This window comes from Novipirellula rosea (assembly GCF_039541335.1).
In the GTDB taxonomy this organism is placed as follows: domain Bacteria; phylum Planctomycetota; class Planctomycetia; order Pirellulales; family Pirellulaceae; genus Novipirellula; species Novipirellula rosea.
The window spans coordinates 74,692-98,510 of sequence record NZ_BAABGA010000066.1; the positions used below are offsets into that span (position 1 = coordinate 74,692).

At 55.9% G+C, this 23,819-nt stretch carries 15 protein-coding genes; 9 read left to right on the forward strand and 6 right to left on the reverse strand.

All coding sequences use genetic code 11. The features are described from left to right. Positions 1 to 111: 111 nt before the first annotated feature. Positions 112 to 1,545: a trypsin-like peptidase domain-containing protein gene (locus ABD971_RS24430; RefSeq protein WP_339939026.1), complete on the reverse strand. Its 1,434-nt coding sequence runs from the start codon at positions 1,543 to 1,545 to the stop codon at positions 112 to 114. 307 nt (positions 1,546 to 1,852) lie between these two features. After that, positions 1,853 to 2,329, reverse strand: coding sequence for a hypothetical protein (locus ABD971_RS24435; RefSeq protein WP_345326411.1), 477 nt, complete (start codon positions 2,327 to 2,329; stop codon positions 1,853 to 1,855). Positions 2,330 to 2,696: 367 nt separating this feature from the next. On the opposite strand from ABD971_RS24435, the gene ABD971_RS24440 reads away from it, so the two are divergent. Beyond that, positions 2,697 to 3,872, forward strand: coding sequence for a lactonase family protein (locus ABD971_RS24440; protein ID WP_339939030.1), 1,176 nt, complete (start codon positions 2,697 to 2,699; stop codon positions 3,870 to 3,872). A gap of 268 nt (positions 3,873 to 4,140) precedes the next feature. Next, positions 4,141 to 4,902 (forward strand): sulfite exporter TauE/SafE family protein, encoded by a 762-nt coding sequence (locus ABD971_RS24445; protein ID WP_339939032.1) that lies wholly within the window; start codon positions 4,141 to 4,143, stop codon positions 4,900 to 4,902. Between the two features lie 5 nt (positions 4,903 to 4,907). Here the strand turns inward: ABD971_RS24445 and ABD971_RS24450 are convergent, their stop codons facing one another. Continuing rightward, positions 4,908 to 6,488, reverse strand: a complete 1,581-nt coding sequence (locus tag ABD971_RS24450; protein ID WP_345326414.1) for a tetratricopeptide repeat protein — start codon at positions 6,486 to 6,488, stop codon at positions 4,908 to 4,910. A gap of 227 nt (positions 6,489 to 6,715) precedes the next feature. On the opposite strand from ABD971_RS24450, the gene ABD971_RS24455 reads away from it, so the two are divergent. Then, positions 6,716 to 7,792 carry a hypothetical protein gene (locus tag ABD971_RS24455; RefSeq protein ID WP_345326416.1) on the forward strand — a complete coding sequence of 359 codons (1,077 nt, stop codon included), beginning with the start codon at positions 6,716 to 6,718 and terminating at the stop codon, positions 7,790 to 7,792. 287 nt (positions 7,793 to 8,079) lie between these two features. Here ABD971_RS24455 and ABD971_RS24460 read toward each other — a convergent pair whose 3' ends face one another. Further along, positions 8,080 to 11,865, reverse strand: a complete 3,786-nt coding sequence (locus ABD971_RS24460; protein WP_345326418.1) for a 3-keto-alpha-glucoside-1,2-lyase-like domain-containing protein — start codon at positions 11,863 to 11,865, stop codon at positions 8,080 to 8,082. 251 nt (positions 11,866 to 12,116) lie between these two features. On the opposite strand from ABD971_RS24460, the gene ABD971_RS24465 reads away from it, so the two are divergent. The 4 genes from ABD971_RS24465 to ABD971_RS24480 all read left to right on the forward strand — a co-directional run bounded on the left by ABD971_RS24465 (position 12,117) and on the right by ABD971_RS24480 (position 18,956). After that, entirely contained in the window at positions 12,117 to 15,422 is a 3,306-nt protein-coding gene (locus tag ABD971_RS24465) for a PSD1 and planctomycete cytochrome C domain-containing protein (protein ID WP_345326420.1), read from the forward strand. A 4-nt stretch (positions 15,423 to 15,426) separates the two neighbouring features. Further along, positions 15,427 to 16,836 (forward strand): DUF1501 domain-containing protein, encoded by a 1,410-nt coding sequence (locus ABD971_RS24470; RefSeq protein WP_345326422.1) that lies wholly within the window; start codon positions 15,427 to 15,429, stop codon positions 16,834 to 16,836. Positions 16,837 to 17,019: 183 nt separating this feature from the next. Continuing rightward, entirely contained in the window at positions 17,020 to 17,487 is a 468-nt protein-coding gene (locus ABD971_RS24475) for a hypothetical protein (RefSeq protein ID WP_345326424.1), read from the forward strand. A 164-nt stretch (positions 17,488 to 17,651) separates the two neighbouring features. After that, positions 17,652 to 18,956 (forward strand): tetratricopeptide repeat protein, encoded by a 1,305-nt coding sequence (locus ABD971_RS24480; RefSeq protein ID WP_345326426.1) that lies wholly within the window; start codon positions 17,652 to 17,654, stop codon positions 18,954 to 18,956. A 6-nt stretch (positions 18,957 to 18,962) separates the two neighbouring features. Here the strand turns inward: ABD971_RS24480 and ABD971_RS24485 are convergent, their stop codons facing one another. Further along, a complete protein-coding gene (locus tag ABD971_RS24485) occupies positions 18,963 to 20,621 on the reverse strand; it encodes an FG-GAP repeat domain-containing protein (RefSeq protein WP_345326428.1) in 1,659 nt (552 codons plus the stop codon). Between the two features lie 215 nt (positions 20,622 to 20,836). Here ABD971_RS24485 and ABD971_RS24490 point away from each other — a divergent pair, with 215 nt between their 5' ends. After that, positions 20,837 to 21,022 (forward strand): hypothetical protein, encoded by a 186-nt coding sequence (locus ABD971_RS24490; RefSeq protein ID WP_339939049.1) that lies wholly within the window; start codon positions 20,837 to 20,839, stop codon positions 21,020 to 21,022. A gap of 165 nt (positions 21,023 to 21,187) precedes the next feature. Here the strand turns inward: ABD971_RS24490 and ABD971_RS24495 are convergent, their stop codons facing one another. Next, positions 21,188 to 22,402, reverse strand: a complete 1,215-nt coding sequence (locus ABD971_RS24495; RefSeq protein ID WP_345326432.1) for a DUF1559 family PulG-like putative transporter — start codon at positions 22,400 to 22,402, stop codon at positions 21,188 to 21,190. An 886-nt stretch (positions 22,403 to 23,288) separates the two neighbouring features. On the opposite strand from ABD971_RS24495, the gene ABD971_RS24500 reads away from it, so the two are divergent. Next, positions 23,289 to 23,669 carry a TMEM14 family protein gene (locus ABD971_RS24500; protein ID WP_345326454.1) on the forward strand — a complete coding sequence of 127 codons (381 nt, stop codon included), beginning with the start codon at positions 23,289 to 23,291 and terminating at the stop codon, positions 23,667 to 23,669. The last annotated feature ends 150 nt before the right edge of the window (positions 23,670 to 23,819 follow it).

The following is a 23,819-nucleotide window of genomic DNA, read 5'->3' on the forward strand; positions in this document are numbered from 1 at the left end:
CAAACTTGAAATGCGATGCGGGTCGCTAAGCTCAAGTTCGCCCCGGGACGTTCACGTCGGGCTCTTCGCTTCGAAATAAGATTCGAGCGATTCTGTCTCTTTGCTGAAACTTTAACGGCGAGCGGAATTGTCCGCTTGAGCTGCGATTTGCAAGTGACCAAACAACGTTTGCTCACGACGCACGATGTAGAACTTTGCCTTGGGACCACGTTGCATGTCAGGATGCTCGAGGATTCCAGCCAAGTCGGCCATGTTCGAGGTTTGCCAGCCGTGAATGCCTAGCAAGACATCGCCGGTGGTGATCCCTTGTTGGTCCGCAGGCGATCCGGGTCGAACGCCGGCAATGTACAAACCGCCGCGGTACTTCGTACGCATCCGTGTGTTCAGCCGGCGAATCGTTGATTCGGCAACCGGACGCACCTGAATACCAATTCGTGACCATGCCAATTCTTCGACAGTCGACGATGCCGATGCAGGCGGTTGCTCGGTACGCATCGCCAAGTCGATTTGTTTTCCGCCTCGCTCGACTGCAAACTCAAGTTGCTCTCCGGGGCTGACGTTCAACATCGCCAAAGCAAAATCAAGTCGGTCATCCACTGGCTGAGAACCAACGCGGACCACGCGGTCACCCGGCTTCAGCCCATCCCGTGCGGCGGGGCTGCTAGCGGAGACATTGGCAACAGTCACGCCGTCGCCGTCGCGGGGTCCGCCGTTTGTTCGCAGACCTGTCAATAAACGCTTCTCATTGTGCTCGTCGATCATCTCGGTCACGATATCAACCACTTGATCCATCGGGATCGCAAACGCGATCTGTTGAGCTCCGACGCGAACCGCAACGTTCACGCCGATCATGTCACCATCAATGTTCAACAGCGGGCCACCCGAGTTCCCAGGGTTGATTCCGGCACTGATCTGAATCAAATCGTGATACTCTTGCGACTCGTTCACAGGCACATCGCGATGTAACGCACTGACAATGCCCTGGGTGCTGGTATGGACGTATCCAAATGCATTGCCAATCGCAATCACGCTCTCGCCGACCATCAAATCGCTGCTGGTCCCTCGCGGGATCGTTGGCAACGGGCGGTCCACGTTGACTTTGATCAAGGCCAAGTCGTTGCGGATCCGGGCTGCAATCAACTCGGCGGTCGTGGTCTGGCCATCGTCGAGCGTGACCAGGATATCGTCGACATCTTCGACGACGTGAAAGTTGGTGATCACGTATCCGCGAGGATCGATGACCACTCCGGTTCCCATCCCGTTGACTTGGCGGAACGAATCGGGACCAGTGGCCCCGGCCATTCCCGCGGCGGTCGAACGCACTGTCTTTTGACCATGAATGTTCACCACGGCCGGTGCGGCGCGGCGAATCGCCAAAACCGTTGGCGTTTGACGAGCACTGGAAACGTGAGAGCTGTTGCTGCTTTTGTCCGAATCACTCGGCGTTTGAGCTGGCAGCGACAGCGTCGAAGTAGCCAGCGAAAAGGCAAAGCTGGCAAACATCAAGCGGCCGACAGCCGGACAACGTAGGGTTGTTGGTAGCATATATCCCTAGACCCGAATCTTTCGGATGCACAATCTCAGCGGACTCCACAACGCCCGCTGCCCAAACACCGGAATCACCGGTATGGCTGTTTGCATCGGAACAATCCGCTCATTCGCTTGATGCGTTTTGAACGCGCGCCGCAAGGTTTACCAGGCTTAACATCCTGAAGGCGAAACACGCTCTTCGGCGATCCGAAGTCCGTAAAGAGTGAGCGATTCTGGGCAGAAAGCTCGACTTTTCCGAGCATTTGCAACCACTTGGCGGGGCACCATCCCTCGCCAAAAGACGCGGTCACACTGGGGATTGCTAGTGCATCCCACCCCCAAAGACGGGGCGAGTCGGCATCGGGTGGAATCGCGGCCAAGGGATCTCGGGCGCCTTGATCGATCCATCTTGCTCGACCGACGAATCGAACGGGTCGACGGCGAGTGCGCCGCCATCAAACCCCTGGTCGACCGGGAAACGCGGGTCGATCGGGTAACCCGCGGCGTCCAGCGGTTCGGCGTGCCCCGGGACGCCTGGAGCGCAATCGGGATCAAACGCGCCCGAACCAGCGAACACCGCGGTCGATTCGATCCCGACGGGGTCCGAGAATGCATGATGCAACTTGGTGGCGATTCGCTTGGAACGATTGTGTTTCCAATCGCCTAGCACGCCGCCGCCGTCTTCAGGATCCGCCAAACGCTCGCTGGGGATATTCAGTGCGACACAGCCAGCTTGGATCGAGATCAATCCGAGGCCGAGCACCAGAAAGAGTGTTTTTGTCGATGCGGATCGCAACATGGCAAACTCGCGATCGTTTGCGCGGCAAATCCGTCTGATCCTTGCATCGGATCGCAAGCCATTGGGTTTGTGGACATCCCAACGCCCCTACGATTTCGCAAGATACAAATCAGGCAGAAAACGCCGCAGCCAATCGCGTTATTTCGAGGAATCCCCCCTCGAATCATCAACCTACCTTTATCACTAGATCGGCGCCCTCGAGGTCGATCTTTAATAAAAACCGACAATCCACAAAGGTCCTCGCAGCTTACCCAGACTCGTCGTCGGACGTCCCTAACGGCGACCAAGTTGGTTAGATTAGGGGCTACTGAGGCAGACACCCCGTCTGAATCAGCCCCCCTCTCCGAATCCCCAGGAAACTAACATCGTGACGCGTCGCACATCCTTTCTAACTCTGTTGTTTGGCTTCTTTATCGCAGGACAAATCATGAGTTCCCAAACGCCATCCGGTGCGGCCCAACCCGGCGAAAATGCTGTCATTAGCGTTTGGATCGGCACCAGCAATGCCAAACCGAGCAAAGGCATCTATCACTGCACGCTGAATACACAGAACGGCAAACTGTCGGATCCGACGTTGGCGGCTGAGATGGGCGGCCCCGGGTTCCTCGCCATGCATCCCAGTGGCTCGGTGTTGTACGCGGTGGGCGATGTAGGCGGCACTGCATCGGTCGCGGCTTTTAAGATCGACGGCAGCGGCAAAGCGGCGAAGTTAACGCTGCTAAATTCGGTCGCCATCGGTGACGGCGGCGCCGCTCATGTCGCGGTCGATTCGCAAGGCAAGATGCTGATGACCGCTCAATACGGCAGCGGGTCGGTCGCTGCGTTTTCACTTCACGCCGATGGATCGATCAACAAACGCACCTCGCTGATGGAACACGAAGGGGGATCCCGCATCGTGCCCGGTCGCCAAGAAGCACCGCATGCCCACTGGGCTGGCTTCTCGCCCGACGAGCGATTTGCCTTTGTTCCTGACCTCGGGTTGGACAAGGTGATGATTTACAAAGTCGACACCGATACCGCCACGCTGACATCACACGGGTTTGGCCAAGCTCCACTGGGCGGCGGGCCACGACACATGAAATTCCACCCCAATGGCAAATGGATTTTCCTGCTGAACGAACTCGACCTCAGCGTCACCGTGTTCGATTACGATGCCGAACAAGGAACGATGACGCCCAAACAAACCATTCCAACGGTTTCCAAATCCGAACTCGCCAAAGAACTGTTCAAAAGTGCTTCGGAAATCCGCGTCCATCCCAACGGCAAATTTGTCTACAGCGCCAACCGCGGCCACGACACCATCACCGTTTTCAAAGTGAATCCACAAAGCGGGGAACTGTCGGTGATCGAGCACGAACACGTTCGCGGAGCGACACCTCGCAACTTTAACCTCGCCCCAAGCGGACGATGGTTGTTGGCGGCCGGCCAAAACTCGCACACGCTTGCCTCGTTCGCAGTCAACTCAACGACCGGTGAATTGACGTACAACCAAAACGTGGTGCTTGCTCCTTCGGCGATTTGCGTCTTGATGCAGCACGAATAAGCCGCGTCGCTCGGATCGTTTTTAAAACAGAAACGCCAATGGGATTTCATTCCCGTTGGCGTTTTTTTATCGAGCTTGTCCGAGTTTAGCGTAGCGGAAGTCGTCAACGGCTTGTTGATTTAGTGAGCCGCGACGCGTCAGCGGCCGGGTCCCACGCACGCCCCGGTGCCTTACGGCCCACGGCTCACGGCTCACCGGATGGGTACCGAGTCGTTTTCGATTCCGCTCCTTATGAACCTGCACTTGGCTGGTTACACTGCGAATCATCATGAACGAACTCGTTTCCATCCTTCCGTTCGCATTGATCCTGTGCATCGGGATCTTCGTCCAATCCGCAGCCGGCTTTGCTGCAGGGCTATTCATTGTCCCTGCGTTGATGTGGTGTGGCTATTCGATTCCGGAGGCTCAAACATCGTTGTTGGTCGCCACGATCCCGCAAAATCTGTGGGGTGTTTGGACTCTGCGTGATGCGATTTCGTTTTCCAAGCTGAAAGTCCCTGGCATCACGCGGATTGTGTTTTTGCCGATTGGCATCGCCGTGCTGCGAACGCTCGAGAGCTATTCGGTGATCACGCTTCGGCAAGTCGTTGGCGGTGTCGTGCTTGCCGTGACGATCGCCATGATGGTGCTGAACCCTCGCCCGCAAACTTCGCTGCATCGCGGATGGGCCTTCCTTGCCTTCCCGCTTTCCGGGTTCTTACAAGGGCTTGTGGGCATGGGAGGCCCGGCACTTGTGTTTTGGGTACAAGCCCATGACTGGGACACGCGACGGATTCGCGGTTTTCTGTTTGGGATGTTTTTAATCAGCATGTTCCCCGCGATCGGGCTGCTGTATTACACGTTCGGCACACGGATCGTTCAGCCTGGATTGATGGCCGCAGCGATGACGCCATTGCTGTTGCTGGTCACGTTTGCTGGTCTGCGTTTTGGAAATTGGCTTGGACGTGCACGACTGCGGCGAATCACGCTGGGGATATTGTTTGTGATGGGCATCGCAGGCCTAGCGGCACCCTGGTTGAGCGGTCGTTAAGCTCGCTAGCGTGTGAACGTCAAGACGACGCCCCCCTCGGTCCGTTCGGTGTCATAGTCTTGATTGTCGGATGCGAAACGGTCGTGCCCGGCCACCATCGAAAGTGTCAACGAATCGGTGACCGCGTACTGCAAACGACCATGCAGCCGCCAAAAGAACTCGTCACGAGCCACGGGGCCTGTGAAGTCGGCGTAGTCGCGATAGCCAATGCCCCACGTTGGAATGAACTTCCATCGATCGCTGATCGACCAGCCTGTTGAGCCGTGCAAGTTGACCGAATGGTAACGATAGTCGGCTCCCTCGGTATCGGCCGATTCGAGATCGATCCCTAACGAATAGGTTGGCAACCGATCCCAACCGGTTTGAAAGAAACGGCTGATCCCCGCCGTCACGGTGGTGCCATCCAAGGACGTTGCAGCAGGGTTGATACCATCGTCGCGGAAATCCGATTGAGCCACCGTCAAATAACCATAGATGGCGTCCAAATCGGGCCGAATCAAAGTCAGCGAGGCGGTTGCCGAATGACGATCCCCGACTTGGTCGCCATCAAAAAAGTCATTTGCAAAAATGTATTCCAAACGGCCGATCGCCTCGTTTTGACCGAGCTGAAAATCACGCTCAAAGAAGGCTCCGGGCTGGAAGCTCGCCAAATTGAACTGCTCGAATTGTTGCTCGTTCGCCGTAAAGTAGCCGCGGAACATCGGTCCCATCCGCGTCGTTTCAGTGCGAATCCATTTCCAGTCAAGATCAGGATTGGCGAACGCCTGGAAACTCGCACCGTCGCTTTGCGCCAATTCACGACTGATCGGCGTCAACGTGATGTTCGAGTTGTACAGCACGCCCGTCTCGAAAAAGACGCGCAGACGATTCAGCGGCTCTTTGACTTCGCTTTCGAGTTCATCGAAACGCTGTTCCAGATTATCCGATCCATCAAACGACTGAATCGAATAGCTGGCGGGCTGGACCGATTGCTCCGCCGATGCCGCAGGCAAGGGCAGGGCGGACGCGTCCGGAAAGCTCGCCGCTCTGGCTGGCAAACCAATGGCCGACTGCACTTTTGATGGCGGTACACTGGGTGTCCCCATCACAGCATGACTTGAGCGACGATTCTCCACCCCCTGCTGCCGTAATTGATCCGCATACGAACTGGCCGGCGCGATCTCGTAGACACGGTCGAAATGAGTTTGTGCTTCGTCACCATGTCCCGCCGCAACCAACGATTGCCCCAAATCAAAGTGGGCGGCCGCGTTATACGGATCCAATTCGATCGCGCGGCGGATCGAAACAAGAGCCGCGTCGGGATCACCGAGCGTGTTTTGCAATCGCCCCAGCGACCGCCATGAATCGGAATGGTTGGGGGTTTTAGTGACCCGCTGTTGCAACATTGACAACATTGCGAGCTGTCCCTCGCTGGGCTGTTCAGCAGCCGACCCAACTTGCTGCGGCGCCGGAAACCCTGCAAAAGCGGCGGATTGAACTGCGGCGGGTTGATCTTGGGCATACAGACAACTCACCAAGGTGCCACACAACCATGCGACGACACAAGCGATTCGCGAGCGGCGGATAAGAGGAAAATTTGAAAGCATTAAATCGATGCAACAATCAAAAAATCGTATTGGCAAACGAATCTGTCTGGCGTATCGGGACCGGGATGAGGTACTGTGCCGGTGAAGTGACCGAGGGTTGGCGTTCAAAGCACTTAGTAACACGCGGCCCCCGCGAATTACCACCCCGATTCACGATGGTCGTGGATCTCATCGCCAACAAACACTCAATCACTTCTCTATTCCCTCGCATGGAGCTTGTTTTACGGATGAACGATCAAAAACGAATCAGACGGATAATCGCAGTCGTCGTCGCAGGTGCTGCGATCTCAACCACCGCACAGGCTCAAGGCCTCGGCGGTGCACTTTCAGGAGCCCAAGCTCAAACGCAGCAACGTGTCCAACAACAGGTCCAGGCACAAGTTCAGCAGCGAGTACAGGGACAGGTACAAAATCAAATCCAATCGCAAGTGCAGGCTCAAGTCCAAGCTCAGGTCCAGCAACGCGTCCAAGCTCAAATCGCTGGTAACGTGACCGCGCGAGTGAACAACCAAATCGAAGCGACCGCACGCCAAGCGGCTCGTTTGGCCGCCCGCGCTCAAGCGACCGGCAAGGCTGCTTCGTCTGCCGCTCTTTCAGCCGCCGCGAACACTCACGTGGACGCCAGCGCGAACGCCAATGTCCGAGGCAACGCACACATCGGGCAAAACCAGATCGCGACGTCAAGCAACACGCAGGCACGTATCGGTGTCTCGGCCGCCCCGATCCAAATCACCCACAGCGACGTGGCGGTTTATGATTCGATCTTTGGTCAATTCAATCCACTTCGCACCGCGGCGATGATCAAAGCCAACGCACAAGGGCACACGCATGCTGCCGCAGGGACTGCAACCGGAATTGCCGCCGCAGGCCAAGCTCACGCGGACGCTGCAGCGAGCAACGCGGCAGCGGAGAGCGGAAACCTGTTGACGTCGGGCGAAGCCGCGATTCAGAGCCAAGGCTCGGCATCGGCCCAAGCGCAAACCCAAACGCACAGCCACGCAGGCGGAGAGTTTGGTATCGCAGGCATCCTGGATGCCAATGTCGATTTGTCGTCGATGATCGCCGTCGCGGCACGCCAACGACGTGCCGAGATTTCGCAGATGCGTGATCAAGCGATCGCATCGGCCAACGCAGAATTGATGGCCCACGCCGACGCGATGGAAACACAGCTCGCTGCCTTTGCATCGGCACAGCAACAAGCGATCGCTCAGACGCAAGGGACTGCCCAAGCCGCCGCCCAAAGTGCGGCATCAACCAACGCCGCCGTCAACGCAAACGCTAACGGCTCTGCCACCGTCCGCTAACGTAGCTCAGGCTTCCAGCCTGTTAGCAAACTCGATTTCAAAATAGCGGAATTCCAACGGCTTGTTGATATAATCCGAATGGAAATCGCAATGGTGAGCCGTGGGCCGTAAGTCGCCGGGTCGTGCGTGAGCCCCGGCCGCTGACGCGTCGCGGCTCACTAAATCAACAAGCCGTCAACGTTTTACCAATGCAATCAGAATACTGATTGCATTGGTAATGTCTGACACTGAACCATCGTGACGTCGAAAGTCTTGACGACTTCCGCTACGGCGAATGCTCTTTGACGCTACTTCTGGTAGCGGCGGTCCTCGGGGTTACCGGCGGCCATCAGGTAGGCGATCAAATCGCGAATCTCTTCCTTGCTGAGTGCGTCCAACAAACCCTCGGGCATTTGCGACACCGTTGATGGCTCCATCGCCTCGATCTCATCTTTCGATACCACGACAGGCTTGTCCGTTGCTTTGACCGGATAGACCTCGATCTTGTCACCCTTGTCGACCACGATTCCCGTGACAACTTGCCCACTGTCCACCAGCACATTGGTCGAACCGTATTGGTCCGAAATGTCTTTGCTGGGGTGCACAATCGCTTCGACCACATACCGCTGGTCAAACTTGTTAGGGATGCTGGTCAAATCGGGACCGACGCCGCCGCCCAATCCGGCCAAGCGGTGACACTTGCCACACTCCGCCGCAAAGAACAAACTTCGGCCTCGCTCGAAGTCCGGCTTGCCGCCGGTCGCGGCCAACGCTTCGTCAAGCTTCCATTTTTTCCCAGGCCCCTTGGGCGGACTGATTTCAAAATCCGGTACGGGATTAAAATCCTCGCCGGTGATGCCTTGCAGTGCTTCACGCTCTTCGTTGGAACAGGTCTGTAGCGCCTCGGTTCGCATGTTCTCCAAGAACCCTGGATAGCTTGCGCCACCGGAACCTTTGGCAGCACGATTCAGGAATTCGAAATAGGCTCGTCGTTGATCCAACGTCCAACCGGTTGCCAAATTCCGCAACTCAAATGCCAATGCAATCTCTTGCGATGGCGGTGGATTTTCACGCATCCTGTCAATGCTCGCTCCGTAGCCTCGGTTGCGGCTCGCCAGTTCTTCCCAATCCGGAATCACGGGTTCGGATCCTTCGCTGATCAACTTCATCGCCTTGCTAATCACGGTTGGCGAACGCAAGTAAACCAGAATGGTGACGAGTTCGCGATTGACGTCCGAAGATTCATTGGGCAACAAACCATCCAGTTCCGCGATGACCTGTTTTCGCTGTTCTTCGCTCGGTTTGCCCAAGCGGATGAACGCCAACTCATAGGCTCGCAATAACCCCAGCAGCTGCATCTCCGAAAGCTCGGCGGGTTCCATCGCCAACAAGCTGTTTAGCAGCGGCCCTTGATGACTCGAATCACCGAGTCGAGCCAGAGCCACAGCCGAGGTGATTTTGCTTTGCAAATCCGATTCGCTCAGGGCCCGATCGGCCCACTGGGAAACCGGTTGCGATTCGATCGCGACACGTGCTGCGTTGCGAATAAAACGGTCTTCGCTCGCCAGATACGGCCAAGCGGTCTCGACTGCTTTGGCGTCGACGCGGCCGTGAAAGGCTTCGAGCATCCGCCGCGTTTGGCGTGCTTTTGCAGCGGCATCGCTCGCGTTGGTTTCGGGAGCCGCCGTCGATTGGTCACCGACATAACGCACACGAAAGAAGGCCGAAGCAGCGCCGCGGCCGCCGACGGTAAAGTAAAAGTGTCCATCCGAACCGACGACCGCGTCGGTCACCGGAAGCGGCGTGCCGTAGACAAACGGCTCGCTTTCGCCAGTGTAACCCGCACCGTTGGGCGTCATGTGAATGGCGTAAATCGTTCCGAAGGTCCAATCCAGTGCATACAGTGCTTCTTGATACTTCGTTGGAAACGCGGCTCCGATTCCCGAGGCAACGCCGGTGGGCGAACCGGGACCGATATCCACGACGGGTGGCAGGCTGTCTTCGAAATACGGACGCCATTTCCCGCTGCCGCTTCGCCAACCGTAGTCGCCACCGCTGACGACTTGGCAAATCCGAGTGGGGCGGTACCACGGCATGCCCATGTCCCATTCCATGTCGGCGTCAAAGGTGAACATGTCACCGAATCGGTTCAGCGCGACGTCGTACTCGTTGCGGAATCCGATACAGATCAGCTCTTGTTCTTTGGTTTCAGGATCGAGCCGCGTGACCCAGCCGCCGGGAGCCAACAAGCCGCGTGCGTGACCGCGAGCGTCCCACATCCGTGGCAACAAAAAGTCTTCGTCCCATGACTGAACTCGCTTGGACACAACGTCTCCCATCGGAGCATGATTCCCGCCGACCATATAAATGCCCTTGCCGTCTTCGGTCAAAATCAGGGCATGGTTGCCATGCTCACCGCCGCCGGTTCGGCTCGGGTAACGTTCGGCAGTGTCGAGTTTGCCGTCTTGGTCGCTGTCGGTCACGCGATACAGATGGCCGCCGTTGCGGTGCACCCACAATGAATCAAACGCCCACAACAAACCTTGAGCTCCCGAGAGGACTTGGCCGTTTTCGGGATCTTTGACGACGATCGGCTCGACTTTGGTTTTGCCATCGACGAAGGTGATATGAAACAGCCCCTTGTCACCTTGATCGCTGGCAAAGAAACCGCCGTTTGCATCGGTGGTCAAACAAACCCAACTCCCTTCAGATTTTGGGACCTCGTACAAACGCTCGATCACAAAGCCAGGCTGTGTGATGATGTGGCGTGGGTTCAGCGGATCGTTGTTGCCGCCGGCTGCGTTACCGTAGTTAGGAACATTCCAAGGACCGACCCCCAGTTTACCGGCAACGTGCAGTGTGCCGCTGGTCCAAGCCGCTGCGTTGGCCGCGCCGGTTTGCCAGCCTTCGTTGACGCTATCGGCGATCTTCCACGACTTGTCCGAAATGATTGTTGTCTTGGTATCGTTCGCCAACTCTGCGGTCATCTTCAGCACCAATGCCGCAGTCCCTTCGTCGTTCTGGCCCTCGATCGCGATCAAGTTCTCGCCGACTTTCAAATATTTCGCGACATCGGCTTCAACAGGCTCTTGCCACGCATCACTTTTACCCACCAATTGTCCGTTGATCCAAACTTTCACATGATTGTCACAAGTGGTGTACAAGCGAGCCGACTTGGCGGCCGCCGCGAGCGAAAAGGATTTTTGAAAGAACAGCTTCTGATTCTTCGTCGGTTGTTTGTTCCAAATCCACTGGGCTTCGGGTGCACTCGTCAGCCACTTCTTTTTCGCATCGGGTGATTGCGGATCCGCCGCTGCGTCCTCTTTGCTTGGCGCCGCAGCGGATTCCGAGAGCTTGCGAACAAGCTGCTGGCCCGATTCCGCATCAAGGTTTCGCAGCAACAGGTTGCGGAACTCAACTTTCATCGCCGGTCCGGCGTGCAACTGCAATCCGAGCACGCCTTTCCGCATCGCCTTGGGATGATCGTCGGTGACATCGACCGTGGTCACGCCGTTGACTTGATGGATCATGCGGTTACCAACGGCAACGATCCGCAAATCGTTCCACTGCGTGTCGGTAAGCTGCTCCGTGGCGGGCAACTTGGCGAGCACTTTCTTTTCGCCATCGGCCTGGATGTGAATCTTCTGGCCGCGAGTGGCGATGATGCCGCGACCAGCAAACTTTTCGCCGTACATCATGCCGAAGTAGTTGGGACTGGGATGCAAGTCCGCTTGGTATCCTGCCAGCACAAAGCCTGCGGAATCGACGATGTCGCTACGGTACTGGACGCCCGAGTTGTTGCCTTCGAAGCGAACTTTACAGCGGAATTCGAAATCAGCGACCTCGCCGCCTTGCCACACCAGGAACGTGTTGCCTTTGGTAGGGTTGTCGGCGGTCGTTTGGCCTACGATCGCACCTTGCGAGACCGACCAGAAGCCATCGACACCTTTCCAACCCGAAAGATCATTCCCATTAAATAGGATTTGAAATTTCTCGGTGTCGGAGGCGTTTTTTTCCGAGGGATTATCTGCCAAACAGGCCGTGACAGCAAGGAAAAGAGAGAGTAAAGAGGGAAAGACAGAGCGCAGTAGCATCGAAAATCGGCTGGGATAGTGGAGGGAAAGGGAGGGGGAAGCACCACACGGGCAGGAGACGCAGAGTGGGACGCACCAGTGTATACAGAGCGAATCGCAAAGTCTATTTAGTGCCACTACAGTTGGGGGGAGGAGATTAAAACGAAGCATTGCCCCCTCACATCGGGTACATTCTAAGCCTGCTTGCGATTTGCCAGCCCCGCCTCTCGCCCCACCTACGAATCATGTTTCTCGTGACCCCCTCGAGACTTTTGTCTGGGAACCTGCGCCCCGCGGATGCCATCTGTTTAACCGGATTCGTGGCTCTGTCGGCATTGCTATTTGTTGCCACTGCGTGTGGCGGTGAAAACACAGTTGCGATGACGGACCAAGAAGAACATTTTTTCGAGCAACAAGTGCGGCCGGTACTGCTGGAGCGCTGCGGTCAATGTCACGGCCCCAAAAAGCAGCAAGGAGGTCTGCGAGTAGATTCGCTGCAATCGCTACTGACGGGTGGAGATAGTGACGCGGCCATTGTGCCAGGGGACGCCGCTGCCAGCTTGCTCGTTTCGGCGATCCGTCGTGAAGGCGGCCTAGAAATGCCGCCCAACAAAGAACTGCCAGAGCACGAAATACGCTCTATCGAGGCCTGGATTGACAGTGGTGCTCGGTGGCCTGCGGAGTCGATGCAGCCCGCTGAGCAAACGCCCCGCCACAGCGAAAATCACTGGGCGTTTCAAGCGGTTGAGCGGCCAGCCATTCCCAACGTCCCAAACCCTCGCGACGCGGATTGGATTCAGACACCGCTTGATGCATTTATCGCGGCCCGACGGAACGAACATGGTTTGCCGCCATCACCCCCTGCGGATCGTCGCACGCTGATCCGCCGAGTGACGTATTCATTGACCGGTTTGCCACCGACGCCCGACGAGGTTGCTGCGTTCGTTCGCGATGACGATCCGTTAGCGTATGAGAAACTTGTGGAACGACTGCTGCAGTCGCCGCACTATGCCGAACATTGGGGACGCCACTGGCTCGATGTCGCTCGCTATTCGGACACCAAAGGCTACGTGTATGCGCGGGAAGAGCGATTTTGGACCCAGGCCTGGACGTATCGGGATTGGGTTGTCAAAGCGATTCGCGACGACATGCCTTACGATCGATTTCTGTTGCTGCAAATCGCAGCGGACCAGGTCGCCGACAGCCAACCAGAGGACTTGGCGGCGATGGGGCTACTGACATTAGGGCGTCGCTTTCTGGGCGTGCGGCGTGATGTGATTGATGATCGCATCGATGTCGTCACGCGTGGCACGATGGGTTTGACAGTCGCCTGCGCTCGCTGTCACAACCACAAATATGACTCGATTCCGACAGCCGACTACTATTCGCTATACGGTGTTTTCGACAGCTGTTACGAAAAACAAACCGTGCTGACGGACCATCCTGGGGACGAAGCGTTTCAAGCCGAATTGGCAAAGCGACAGCTGGCGCTGCAGGAAACCATGCAGAAACTGGCCAGCGAATCTTCACAACGGGCCCGTGAACGCATTGCGGATTACTTGTTTGCGCAAACCGAATTGCACAAATATCCGGCCGATGGTTTTGATCAAATTTTTCAAAAATCGGATCTGCTCCCGGCATTCGTGCGGCAGTGGGAAGGCTATTTACGTGCTGCGAAACAGAATCACGATCCAGTCTTTGCACTGTGGCATGCATACGTGGATCTCGAACCGGCCACGTTCGCCACCGAGGCTGAAGCAGTCACTCGGCGTTGGCACGATTCGTCCGAGAGAAATCAAAACGTCAACTCAAAAATTGCTGCAGCCTTTGGTACTTCGCCGCTAACGTTCCGCGAGGTCTGTGATCGATACGGTGAAGTCTTTGCCCAAATCGATCCAGAGGTAGTGTCGGACGATGCCGATACCGAAGCCCTGCGGGCAGTGTTGAATTCGCCGGTGTGCCGCGTTCCAGAGAGCCCGATCTCGCACTGTGAAACGTTCTTCGATAGTAGCAGTGTGACCACGCTGTGGAAGCTTCAAGGTGAAATCGACCGCTGGTTGATCAATGCCGCCGAACCGATTCCTGTCGCCGTTTCGCTCGTGGACTTGGCGACGCCGGTCGAACCGCGAATCTTTCTGCGCGGCAATCCATTGAAGCTGGGCGACGATGTGCCGCGTCAGTTTCTGAGCGCGATCCGCAGGCCAACGCAGCAACCCTTCCAAATTGGCAGCGGACGATTGGAACTAGCCCAAGCCATCATCGATCCGCAAAATCCGCTAACCGCACGAGTGATGGTTAACCGCGTTTGGATGCATCATTTTGGCACCGGCTTAGTGTTGACGCCCAGCGATTTTGGCGTGCGTGCGGATCCCCCCTCGCATCCGCAATTGCTCGATTGGCTGGCCGCGGAGTGGATACGGAAAGATTGGAGCCTCAAGTCACTGCATCGTTTGATCGTGTTGTCGGCGACGTATCGACAAAGCTCGATGATGCCTGAAAACGCCGAACTTCGGCAACGTGTGACCCGAGTCGATCCAGAAAACCGCTTACTCTCACGAATGAATCCGCGGCGGGTTTCGTTTGAAGAACTCCGTGATTCGCTGCTGCAAGCTTCCGGGGCGTTGGATCGAAGCGTCGGTGGCAAGCCTGTCAACATGTTTGCGGCTCCTTTTCCGAACCGTCGCAGCCTCTATGGACAAATCGATCGGCAGTACTTTCCGACAGCGTTGCGGATGTTCGATTTTGCTAACCCAGACTTACATGTCCCCAAGCGAAATCAAACGACGGTTCCTCAACAAGCACTGTTCTTCATGAATCATCCGTTGGTGCTCCAGCGTGCTCGAGCGCTGGCGAATCTTGTGCGAGATGATCCACCGCAGCAAGCGGTCACCCGAATGTTCGAACTTGCCTACCAGCGACCGCCGAGTGAAATTGAAATGGCCGATGCTTTGACGTTGTTAGCCCATCCGGTTTCCGAAGAGCCGACTAAAATCGAAACCGGAGAACTCGAGTGGAGCTATGGTTTTGGGCACTACGATTCCGAAACAGAGCGGCTTGAGGGATTCACGAAATTGCCACATTTTACTGGCCAAGCCTGGCAGGGCGGCCCCGCGTGGCCTGATGCCAAACTCGGCTGGGTTCAGCTCACCGCGACCGGCGGCCATCCGGGAAACGATGTTCAGCATGCCGCGGTTCGTCGCTGGACCGCTCCACGTGCGATGACGGTTGCGATTCGCTCCAAAGTCACCCATCAAGCAACCCCAGGTGATGGAATTCGCGCCAGTATCTTCAGCTCGTCTGGCGGACTGCTGACATCAGCCAGCCTCCACATGGACGTCGTCGATATGAATGTTGACACGTTGGCCGTGCAACCAGGCGGAACAATCGACTTCATCGTGGATATCAACAAAGTACTCAATAGCGATCAGTACCTCTGGGAGATCACGCTCGAAGCTTCGTCAAACGAAAGCTGGAATGCCACGTCCGACTTCACGAAAGACACCGCCGAACAACTCGACAAACTCGAGCAGCTTGCTCAGGTGTTGTTATGCACCAACGAATTTTTATTTGTGGATTAATTTGATGACAAACCCGCATATCAACCGCCGTGATTTACTGTCGCGGTCCGCACTTGGCCTGGGCTCATTGGCGCTGGCGGGCGTGTTGGGCGACGATCAATTGCTGGCATTCGAAACAGGCACGCCAGGGTCGCTGGCTGCGCGATCGCCTCATTTCCCTGGTCGTGCAAAGCGTGTCATCCACTTTTTTCTCAATGGGGGACCGTCGCATGTCGACACATTTGACCCGAAACCCGCGTTGGCGAAATATGCTGGCCAACCGCTCGCAAACACGCTGACGACCGAACGCAAAACCGGTGCCGCGTTTCCATCCCCCTTTTCGTTCAAACGATATGGAGAATCAGGGATCGAAGTGAGCGAGCTGTTCTCGCGAACGGCACAACACATCGATGATATCGCCGTCATCCGCTCGATGTATGCCCAGGTTCCCAATCATGAACCGTCGCTGATGTTGATGAATTGTGGCGACTCCGTACAAACGCGACCCAGCATGGGATCGTGGCTGATGTATGGTCTGGGGACCGAAAACCAGAATCTACCCGGATTCATTTCCATGTGCCCCGGAGGCTTGCCCATTAAAGACAACGAGAACTGGCAATCCGCGTTTCTGCCGGGCGCGTTTCAGGGCACCTACATCGATTCGCAGCATCGTGAGTTTCGCAAGCTCATTGAAAACATCGAACATCCTCAGGTGTCAAGCGATGTCCAGCGACGGCAATTGGATCTACTTCGCCGCTGGAACCACCAACATCTTCAGCCCCGCCACGATGCTCAATTGCAAGCCAGGATTCAGTCGTATGAGCTGGCGTTTCGCATGCAGCAGGATGCCAAAGAAGCGTTTGAGCTGGCGGACGAACCGCAGCATATTTTGGATCTTTATGGCTCTGGCGTACACGGGCGTCAAACTTTGATCGCGCGGCGATTGCTCGAACGCGGAGTGCGATATGTGCAGTTGTGGCACGGCGCGGGGCAACCGTGGGACAACCACGATAAGATTGAAGACAACCACCGCAAACTGGCGGGCGAGTTGGACCAGCCGATTGCGGGACTGCTTACCGATTTGAAGCAGCGAGGCATGCTGGACGACACGCTGGTGCTTTGGGGCGGCGAATTTGGACGCACGCCGACGGTGGAACTGGGCTCCGGCGGCGCATCGCTGCTTGGTCGTGATCACAATCACTGGGGATTCAGCGTGTGGATGGCTGGAGGTGGAATCAAAGGGGGAACGGTTTACGGCGCAACGGACGAATTTGGCTTCCGAGCGGAACAGAATCGCACCAGTGTGCATGATTTGCATGCCACGATGCTGCATTGCTTGGGGCTCGATCACGAACGTTTGACCTATCGTTATGCCGGCCGTGATTTTCGCTTGACCGATGTCCATGGCAACGTGATTCACGATATCTTGGCATGATCATCACAACCCGAAGCGTCAGCGAGGGACCGAGTTAAGAGTTTCGGGGGGCATACGTCGATCGAACGAAAGTCTTGACGACTTCCGCTACGCTAAATTAGCCAAACTCGATAAGAAAAGTTGCTTTACAGCGTTGGCTAATGTGGCTCAGCGTCTTTACCCGCTTTTACAACGAGGATTCCATTGAAGCCGCCAAATTCGAATGACATCGGGCCAGTCCTCTGGTCCACGCCCGTTGCGGCCGCTAAATGGATCGCGGGGATCGCCGGATCGGTGATTTTGGCGTTTGGGATCTGGTGTGTTTGGGACCTGGAAACCAGCGGCACCATCTACGTTCGTCACGTGGGACGCCTGTCCGCTGGCAACTTTATCTGGGGTTACCGCTTCGTGCTTGCGGTGTTGCTGGCGATGGCTGCCGGGCTGACCTCGGCCTGGTACTGGTTCCCCAAAATCACCGTTGGTGAAAACGGACTGAAACTGTCCGATGGACGAATCGTGCGGTGGTCCGGTGATCTTCGATGCGAGCAAGCCTATCCGGGGAAATGGGTATTCCATCAAGGTGGTGAGCGTATCGAAATGGTCGTCTACGACGCGCTGAGCATCAAGCGAATGGAGGCAGAACTTAAGAAACGAGGTATCACCGGTTTGTAAAACCTAGCATGCCCAAGACTCAACAGTCGGCGGCGTTGCAAAATGGGTTTCTGTCTCAGCCACCATACAATGCCGACTTACAATGCGACGGTTCGTGATAAAATGACGCAGACTAGATTGTCTTATCTCACCGTCCATTCAAAATTGCATCGAGCATTCAAAACATGCGAACGTCGATTGCGTTAGGCCTCCAGATTTTTGTTATTGCGGCGGCCTGCTGTGGAGGGTGCAAGCGGAACCGGGCACCCCAGGATGACGAGCCAACATCGCCATTAGCGGCGCTGAATGAAGAAATACGACAAGGTCGATGGGACGAGGCGTGGCGTTTATCCGATGCCGTCCTAAACGAACACCGCGACGATCATCAAGTCCTCGCCAAACTCGCTCGCGTGGCTTTCGAAAGCGATCATCCAAGCGAATCGGCTGACCTGTTGATGGCGGCATGTCGAGCCGAAGCGTTTGAGAATGAAACGCGAATACAGCAGTCGGTCGTCGCGGCAATCTTTGTCGGAAGACTACTGGACGCAATCGATTTTCTAACCGCCGCGGTCACAGCTCAGCCTGAACAGCTGCAAACGCGGCGACTGATTTTTGACCTGTCGATGGGAATGGAAAATCGCACGCTGGCCGAACCCCATGGCCGTTACTTAGTGCTGAATCGTCGGTTCGACGTCGAATTACTTACGTCACTATGCAACACCGGTCGAAATCCTCCGGAACCCGATTCGTTGGCGAAGATTGTCGCTCGCAACCCTAACGACAAGAGGCCACTCATCCCGCAGGCCATGATTGCAATGGAGCAAGGACTGTACGCCGACGCGATCGTGAAGCTCGAAGAGATCCTGGATTCTCATCCCAAATCGGTACAGTCGCAAATCTTGCTAGGCGAAGCCATGGTGGCAGCGGGCAAATTTGATTCGCTCGATTCATGGGCAGATCGGCTGCAGGGTGCCTACAAAGATGAAGTCGGCTACTGGCAGACCCTAGGCGATTGGGCTTCGCACCAGAATGACCACTGCGGCGCCGCCCGCAGCTATTGGGAAGCAACCCAACGTGACTCGTATGTCGTGGATGCCTGGGTTGGGCTTCGTACCGAACTCAATCAACTACAGGATTGTGATGCGAATGTCACTCCGGAAACGCTAGAGTCGATTGACCGCTGCATTGAACGACTTAAACGACTTCGCCAGGCACGGCATCGGTTTGTAAGATCAAGAAGCATATCGCGCGCGACCGCGGTTGAGATTGCCTTGATCCTGTCGGACCTCGGCAGACTTTGGGAAGCGGAAGCATGGTTAACCGTCGCGTTGACATTACCCGAAGATCCAAGCACGGACGTCACAGCGGCCCGCGAGGCGGTGGTCTCAAAAATGAGCAAACAGACGCCGTGGCAAGTCCAGCAGGGGCACCCTGAACTGCAACTGGATCTTTCGCATTTGGCGTTACCAGCGGTGGCACATCGCAACTAAAACCGGTCACCGTCTGCCCTGGTTCATCCACAGGGTAAAGTCATGGCGCGAAGGCAAATGGGGATGAAAATGCAAGAAATTCCCAACCGCAATATCGATGTGCCCGTCGTCATCAAAATCACCCACTTCGATGGCACCATGGTGATTCGAAGCGACTTCGATCTTGGTGCGTTTAAATTCACCCGAGGAGACTTGTTCGAGCAGAATCAACGATTCAACGCCGGCGGCTTCCAATGATGCATCAAATCGCTCGGGCACCAACGCGCCGGCGACGATGTCCAAATCGCCGTCCTGATCAAAGTCCGCTAGTTTGATTGCCAGCACTCCCGGCATGAACGTGATGTGATGATGCTGGAATGGAAACGTGCCCTGATTCTCTAGCCACTGCACCGAGTGATAGGGTTTCGAACCGGTGTCAAAGGAATCACCATTTGCGTAGACGACATCGGTATCGCCGTCGCCGTCCACATCCGCCAATTCAATTCGGGCCGACCCGTACATCGGATCATCGGCTTGCCAAATGGTTTGCGTTTCAAACTGACCGTTCCCTTGATTAATAAATGCCTCGACGATTTCGAACTCTTGGCTGATCAACGCCACAAAGTCGAGATGCCCATCGCCATTGAGATCGACGACCGGCGTTTCGATGGTTCCATGTCGATCGTCGATCACCCGCATGTCAAATTTGGGTTGCCCCTGTTCATCCACACCGATGTTCTCCAGCATTAGAATCCGACCGGTTTTTCGCCAACCAAATTCAGCAACGAGGATGTCTGTATCTCCGTCGGAGTCAAAGTCGCCAGGTTTCACATCGGTCACTCGCCCGAGACCCTCTTGCAAAACAATCGACTCGAACTGCTCACCGGTTTCCTGTCGCTTTAACCAAACGACACGCCCCAGATCACTGTCCGCTGGCAAGAATTCACCGAGGTCGGCGACCAGCAGATCCATCCGTTTGTCTTCGTTCAAATCACACAGATCGAATTGCACGGGCTGATACAGCACGGCCAACGTTTGCGGTGCACTGTTCTTTTGATCGGGTTGATATTTGTAGAGCGTCGCTGTCCCAAGGTCACAATAAACAAGCGACCGGCGACCGTTTGAATCCAAATCAACCCACTTTAGCGAGCTGATGCAAGGCGGCTGGGCAGCAACGCTTCGCCCCACTGACTTGTGAATCGGAGTCGGCTGGAAATCAACAACCGAAAATGGATTCCCTGCAATCGAGGCGGGCATCACAAGTTTTTCGGGGGCCAGCGAGACAAAGTAGTCGGTGACCTCTTGGACATCGGGGACATGCAGATCCGTACGGCCCGAAATCCGATAAAACTCAAAGCCTTTGGCAACTTCTCGCGGCCAATGCTCGCGGTCCACATTTGCGGACTTGGGCATCACATGGCAATCGCCACAGAACGCTTCGACCTGGGGCCGCATTCGCGTGACAAACGCCTGCTTGTCTGCTGCATGTTGCCTCGCCTGTGGTGCGGCAGCGATCGATTTCGAACCAGACGTTTCTGCGGCCGTCGTCGCGGGGCTTACTGTGGGCTTGGTTGGCGACACCGTTGACGACAGATCGCTGCATCCCACCGAAACGAAAAGCAACACGATCGCCAAACCGCATGACGCAATCCAGAGCTGCAAGCAATCGTAGCGACGATGGGACATCGAAATTCTCTTGCGGGGAACCTTGCTTGAAGAAGCCAAGCTAGCGGGAAGCCATGACAGGGAAACGGAATCTATCGATTTGCGAAATGGGTCGTTGTGATCTACCGACCTACTCGTTTTGCTCGTATTCTAACGCTGGACATGCTAGCCTATTAGGCATAAACAAACCGAAGCCGAGCAGTGTGATCCGTCTCTCTTTGTAACATGGTAACATAATGAATCGATTACTGAATGTATTGTGGATGCTGATGGTTCTGGTGGTCGCTGGTTGTGGCGACAAAGCGAGCGATGGAAATGTGGTCAAGGATGCTGATCCCACCGCGATTCAGGAATACGAAGCTCAGCAAAAAGCGATCGAGGAAGCCGAAACCGCCGCGATGAAAGCCGCCGCAAAGAAATAGCCCTACGCAACTCGCTGGGTCTTCCAAGACGCAGCCGGTTCACTCGGTTTACGAGCGGCATCGAATTCATCGATCAACGGTTCGCCAATCAAAAAACCTCAGGCCGAATTCGGCCTGAGGCGTTTGATACATTCGTAGCTTAGCGGCCATTGGCGGCCAGCCCGATTAGAAGTCTTGAATCGTTTCCTTGGATGCCCGCGTCCCTAGCGAACCCCAAAGTCCATAAGGACTCTTGCTGCCGGGCGCCTGTGCCCCCGTACCGCCGTTGTAAACCATTCCCGCGTGCGAATCACCGGCTTCGATCGAATCGGTGACAAACTTCACCGCTCCGTCGGTCATCAGCACGTGACAACCACCCTGGTGCTGGCTGGACATCACGGTGACGTTCGGACGCGTGTCGCTACCGTGTCCGCAATACTCTTTGTTGGGTGGCAGAATCGTCGAGCACATGCCAAAGCTAGGCATCGAATCGGCCCAGCGAAAACCACGACCCACCCCAGCTGTCACGGTATTGCCGCTCCAGAATTGCGGACGCGCTGGATCAATGTGGGCTGCCGTGCCACCGGTTTGGTCACGACACCAACTGGGGTTGTCGCGAATCAGACTCGTCACGTTGGCGGTGCCTGCCGTCGAGATCGTACGAATGTCCTTGTCCCCAAGGTAAGTCGCGATCTCGCCCATGATGATCGTGTTGGCGGTCCCGTCCAAGCAATCTCGAACCCCAAGCTGCAACCCGCGATTGAACATGCCTCGATTGCCGCCGCGACAATTTTCAGAGTTCGTCGTGGTGATCACATAAGGGAATGTGACGGTAGAGCCGATGCTGTACACGCTCGTGATCGAATTGATGACCGAATCGCCATAGCAGGCGACGTAGTTCGAGCGTCCCAGTGCGGGCAGTCCAACCCCAGGATCGCTGGGACAACGCAGTCCCGCAATCTCGGTCGTCCAAGGTCCGTAATTGATATTCTCTGGGGTCGGTCCCATTGCCGGCCAGGGCGGAGATTTGCTGGAACCGTCGGAATTGAACGCCAACGGATTGCTGATCTGCTCCCACAACGCCTGCTGTTCCATAAACGGGGTCAATCCCACCAGCATGCTCAAACGCAGGTTGTTCCCTGTGGCCACGCCGGCCCACGCGTCGGTCCGCACGGTAGGCTGAGTGCCCGTGCCGTCCATCGGAAACTTGTTGTAAGCCGCATGGTAATTATGCAGTGCCAAACCAAGCTGCTTAAAGTTGTTGCTGCAACTCATTCGCCGGGCAGCTTCACGGGCCGCTTGCACGGCTGGCAGCAGCAATCCGACGAGCACGCCAATAATGGCGATCACAACAAGCAGTTCCACCAAGGTGAAACCTGAGTTTTGCATTCGTGTTTTCATTAACAATGTCCTTGTGCTGGGGAGTAACGGGAAAGACAGAAAAAATACGGATCTAGGACGGGAGCGTACCGGCGGCAGACCGGGGGCGGATTGCGGTCAAGGGACACGCGTTTTGCGCAGACCTTTAGCCCGCGATCTCGGGGGCGTTTACGAAGAAACCGCCATCACGAAGGCGAAGGCATGACGTCCAGGACGCTAGAGACTCAGAAGCGACATCGAAACCTCAAACAGGATTTACACTTCCGATGTGACATCAATGTAGAAGCGGATCGGACGATCCAGGGTGGGACCTTATACACTGCACTCTATAGAACTAGTTTGGCAAGAAAGTGTTTCGAGAAAACTTCGCAAAATTTTCAAATACTCAAAAAAACCTTTCCCCAGCCGATTTGGCGACCGGCAACAAGCGAGAAAATCAGGTCTCAAATGACGGCATTGACGTCCTGTAGCTACGCTCGCCAGAGCGTGGATGGATGCCACCCAAATACGAATCACCACCTTCTGACAACGGCAGCTACGAAGAAATGCTTTACGGGCTGTTGATTTAATCGAAATGCAAATCGCAACAGTGAGCCGTGGGCCGTAAGGCACCGGGTAGCGCGCGGGACCCGGCCGCTGACGCGTCGCGGCTCAGTAAATCAACAAGCCGTTGATGAATTCCGCTACCAAGTTCCCGCCTCTGATGCGTTCTCAGACAGTGCCTAGCCGGGTGATTTTCGTAGCGGAGCGGCGTGGGGCCTCGCCCGGTCATGACCGAACGTTTTACCCGCCACAAACCGGACGGCCCCGCGCCGAACCGCTACCCAAAGTTAGGTGGCACTGGACGCTCGGCGGCTGGCACCTTGGGGACGTCCCATTACAATTCGGTAAACGGCAGCTTGAGTGGATGGATCGGTGTTGGAATCCGAATCATTTCTGCCAGAACTTGGCAATCGAATTTAAAGAGACTTGTGTGGACTTTCCGGTAATCGTGACAGCAATTTTTGGAGTTTTTGTCGTCTTTGGAGGAGTCATGGGCTATGTCAAAGCTCAGAGCAAGGCTTCTTTGATCGCAGGCAGCATCACGGGCGGACTCCTTCTGCTCTCGGCGTTTCTGATTGCCAAAGGCATCACAGCAGGGGCAATTCTAGGGATCGTTGTTTCGCTACTGTTGATTGGCCAATTTGGCCCCTCGTTGCTGAAGAAGGTCAAGGTAATGCCAAACCTGCTGGTGGTCGTGCTGGGACTGATCACCGTCGGCGTGCTCGTTTTCAGTTTCTTCCAATAGGTTCCGCTTCTTTCAATAGGTTCCTGGAATCAAAGCAGACGTGCGGCGCAGTTGGTCCCATGTGTCCACCGGTGGGCGATAGGATAAAGCAGTACGGCGAGCCGTGTTGTGCCCGCCGTGAGCATGCAAATGGCAACCGGGAGTGTCCGA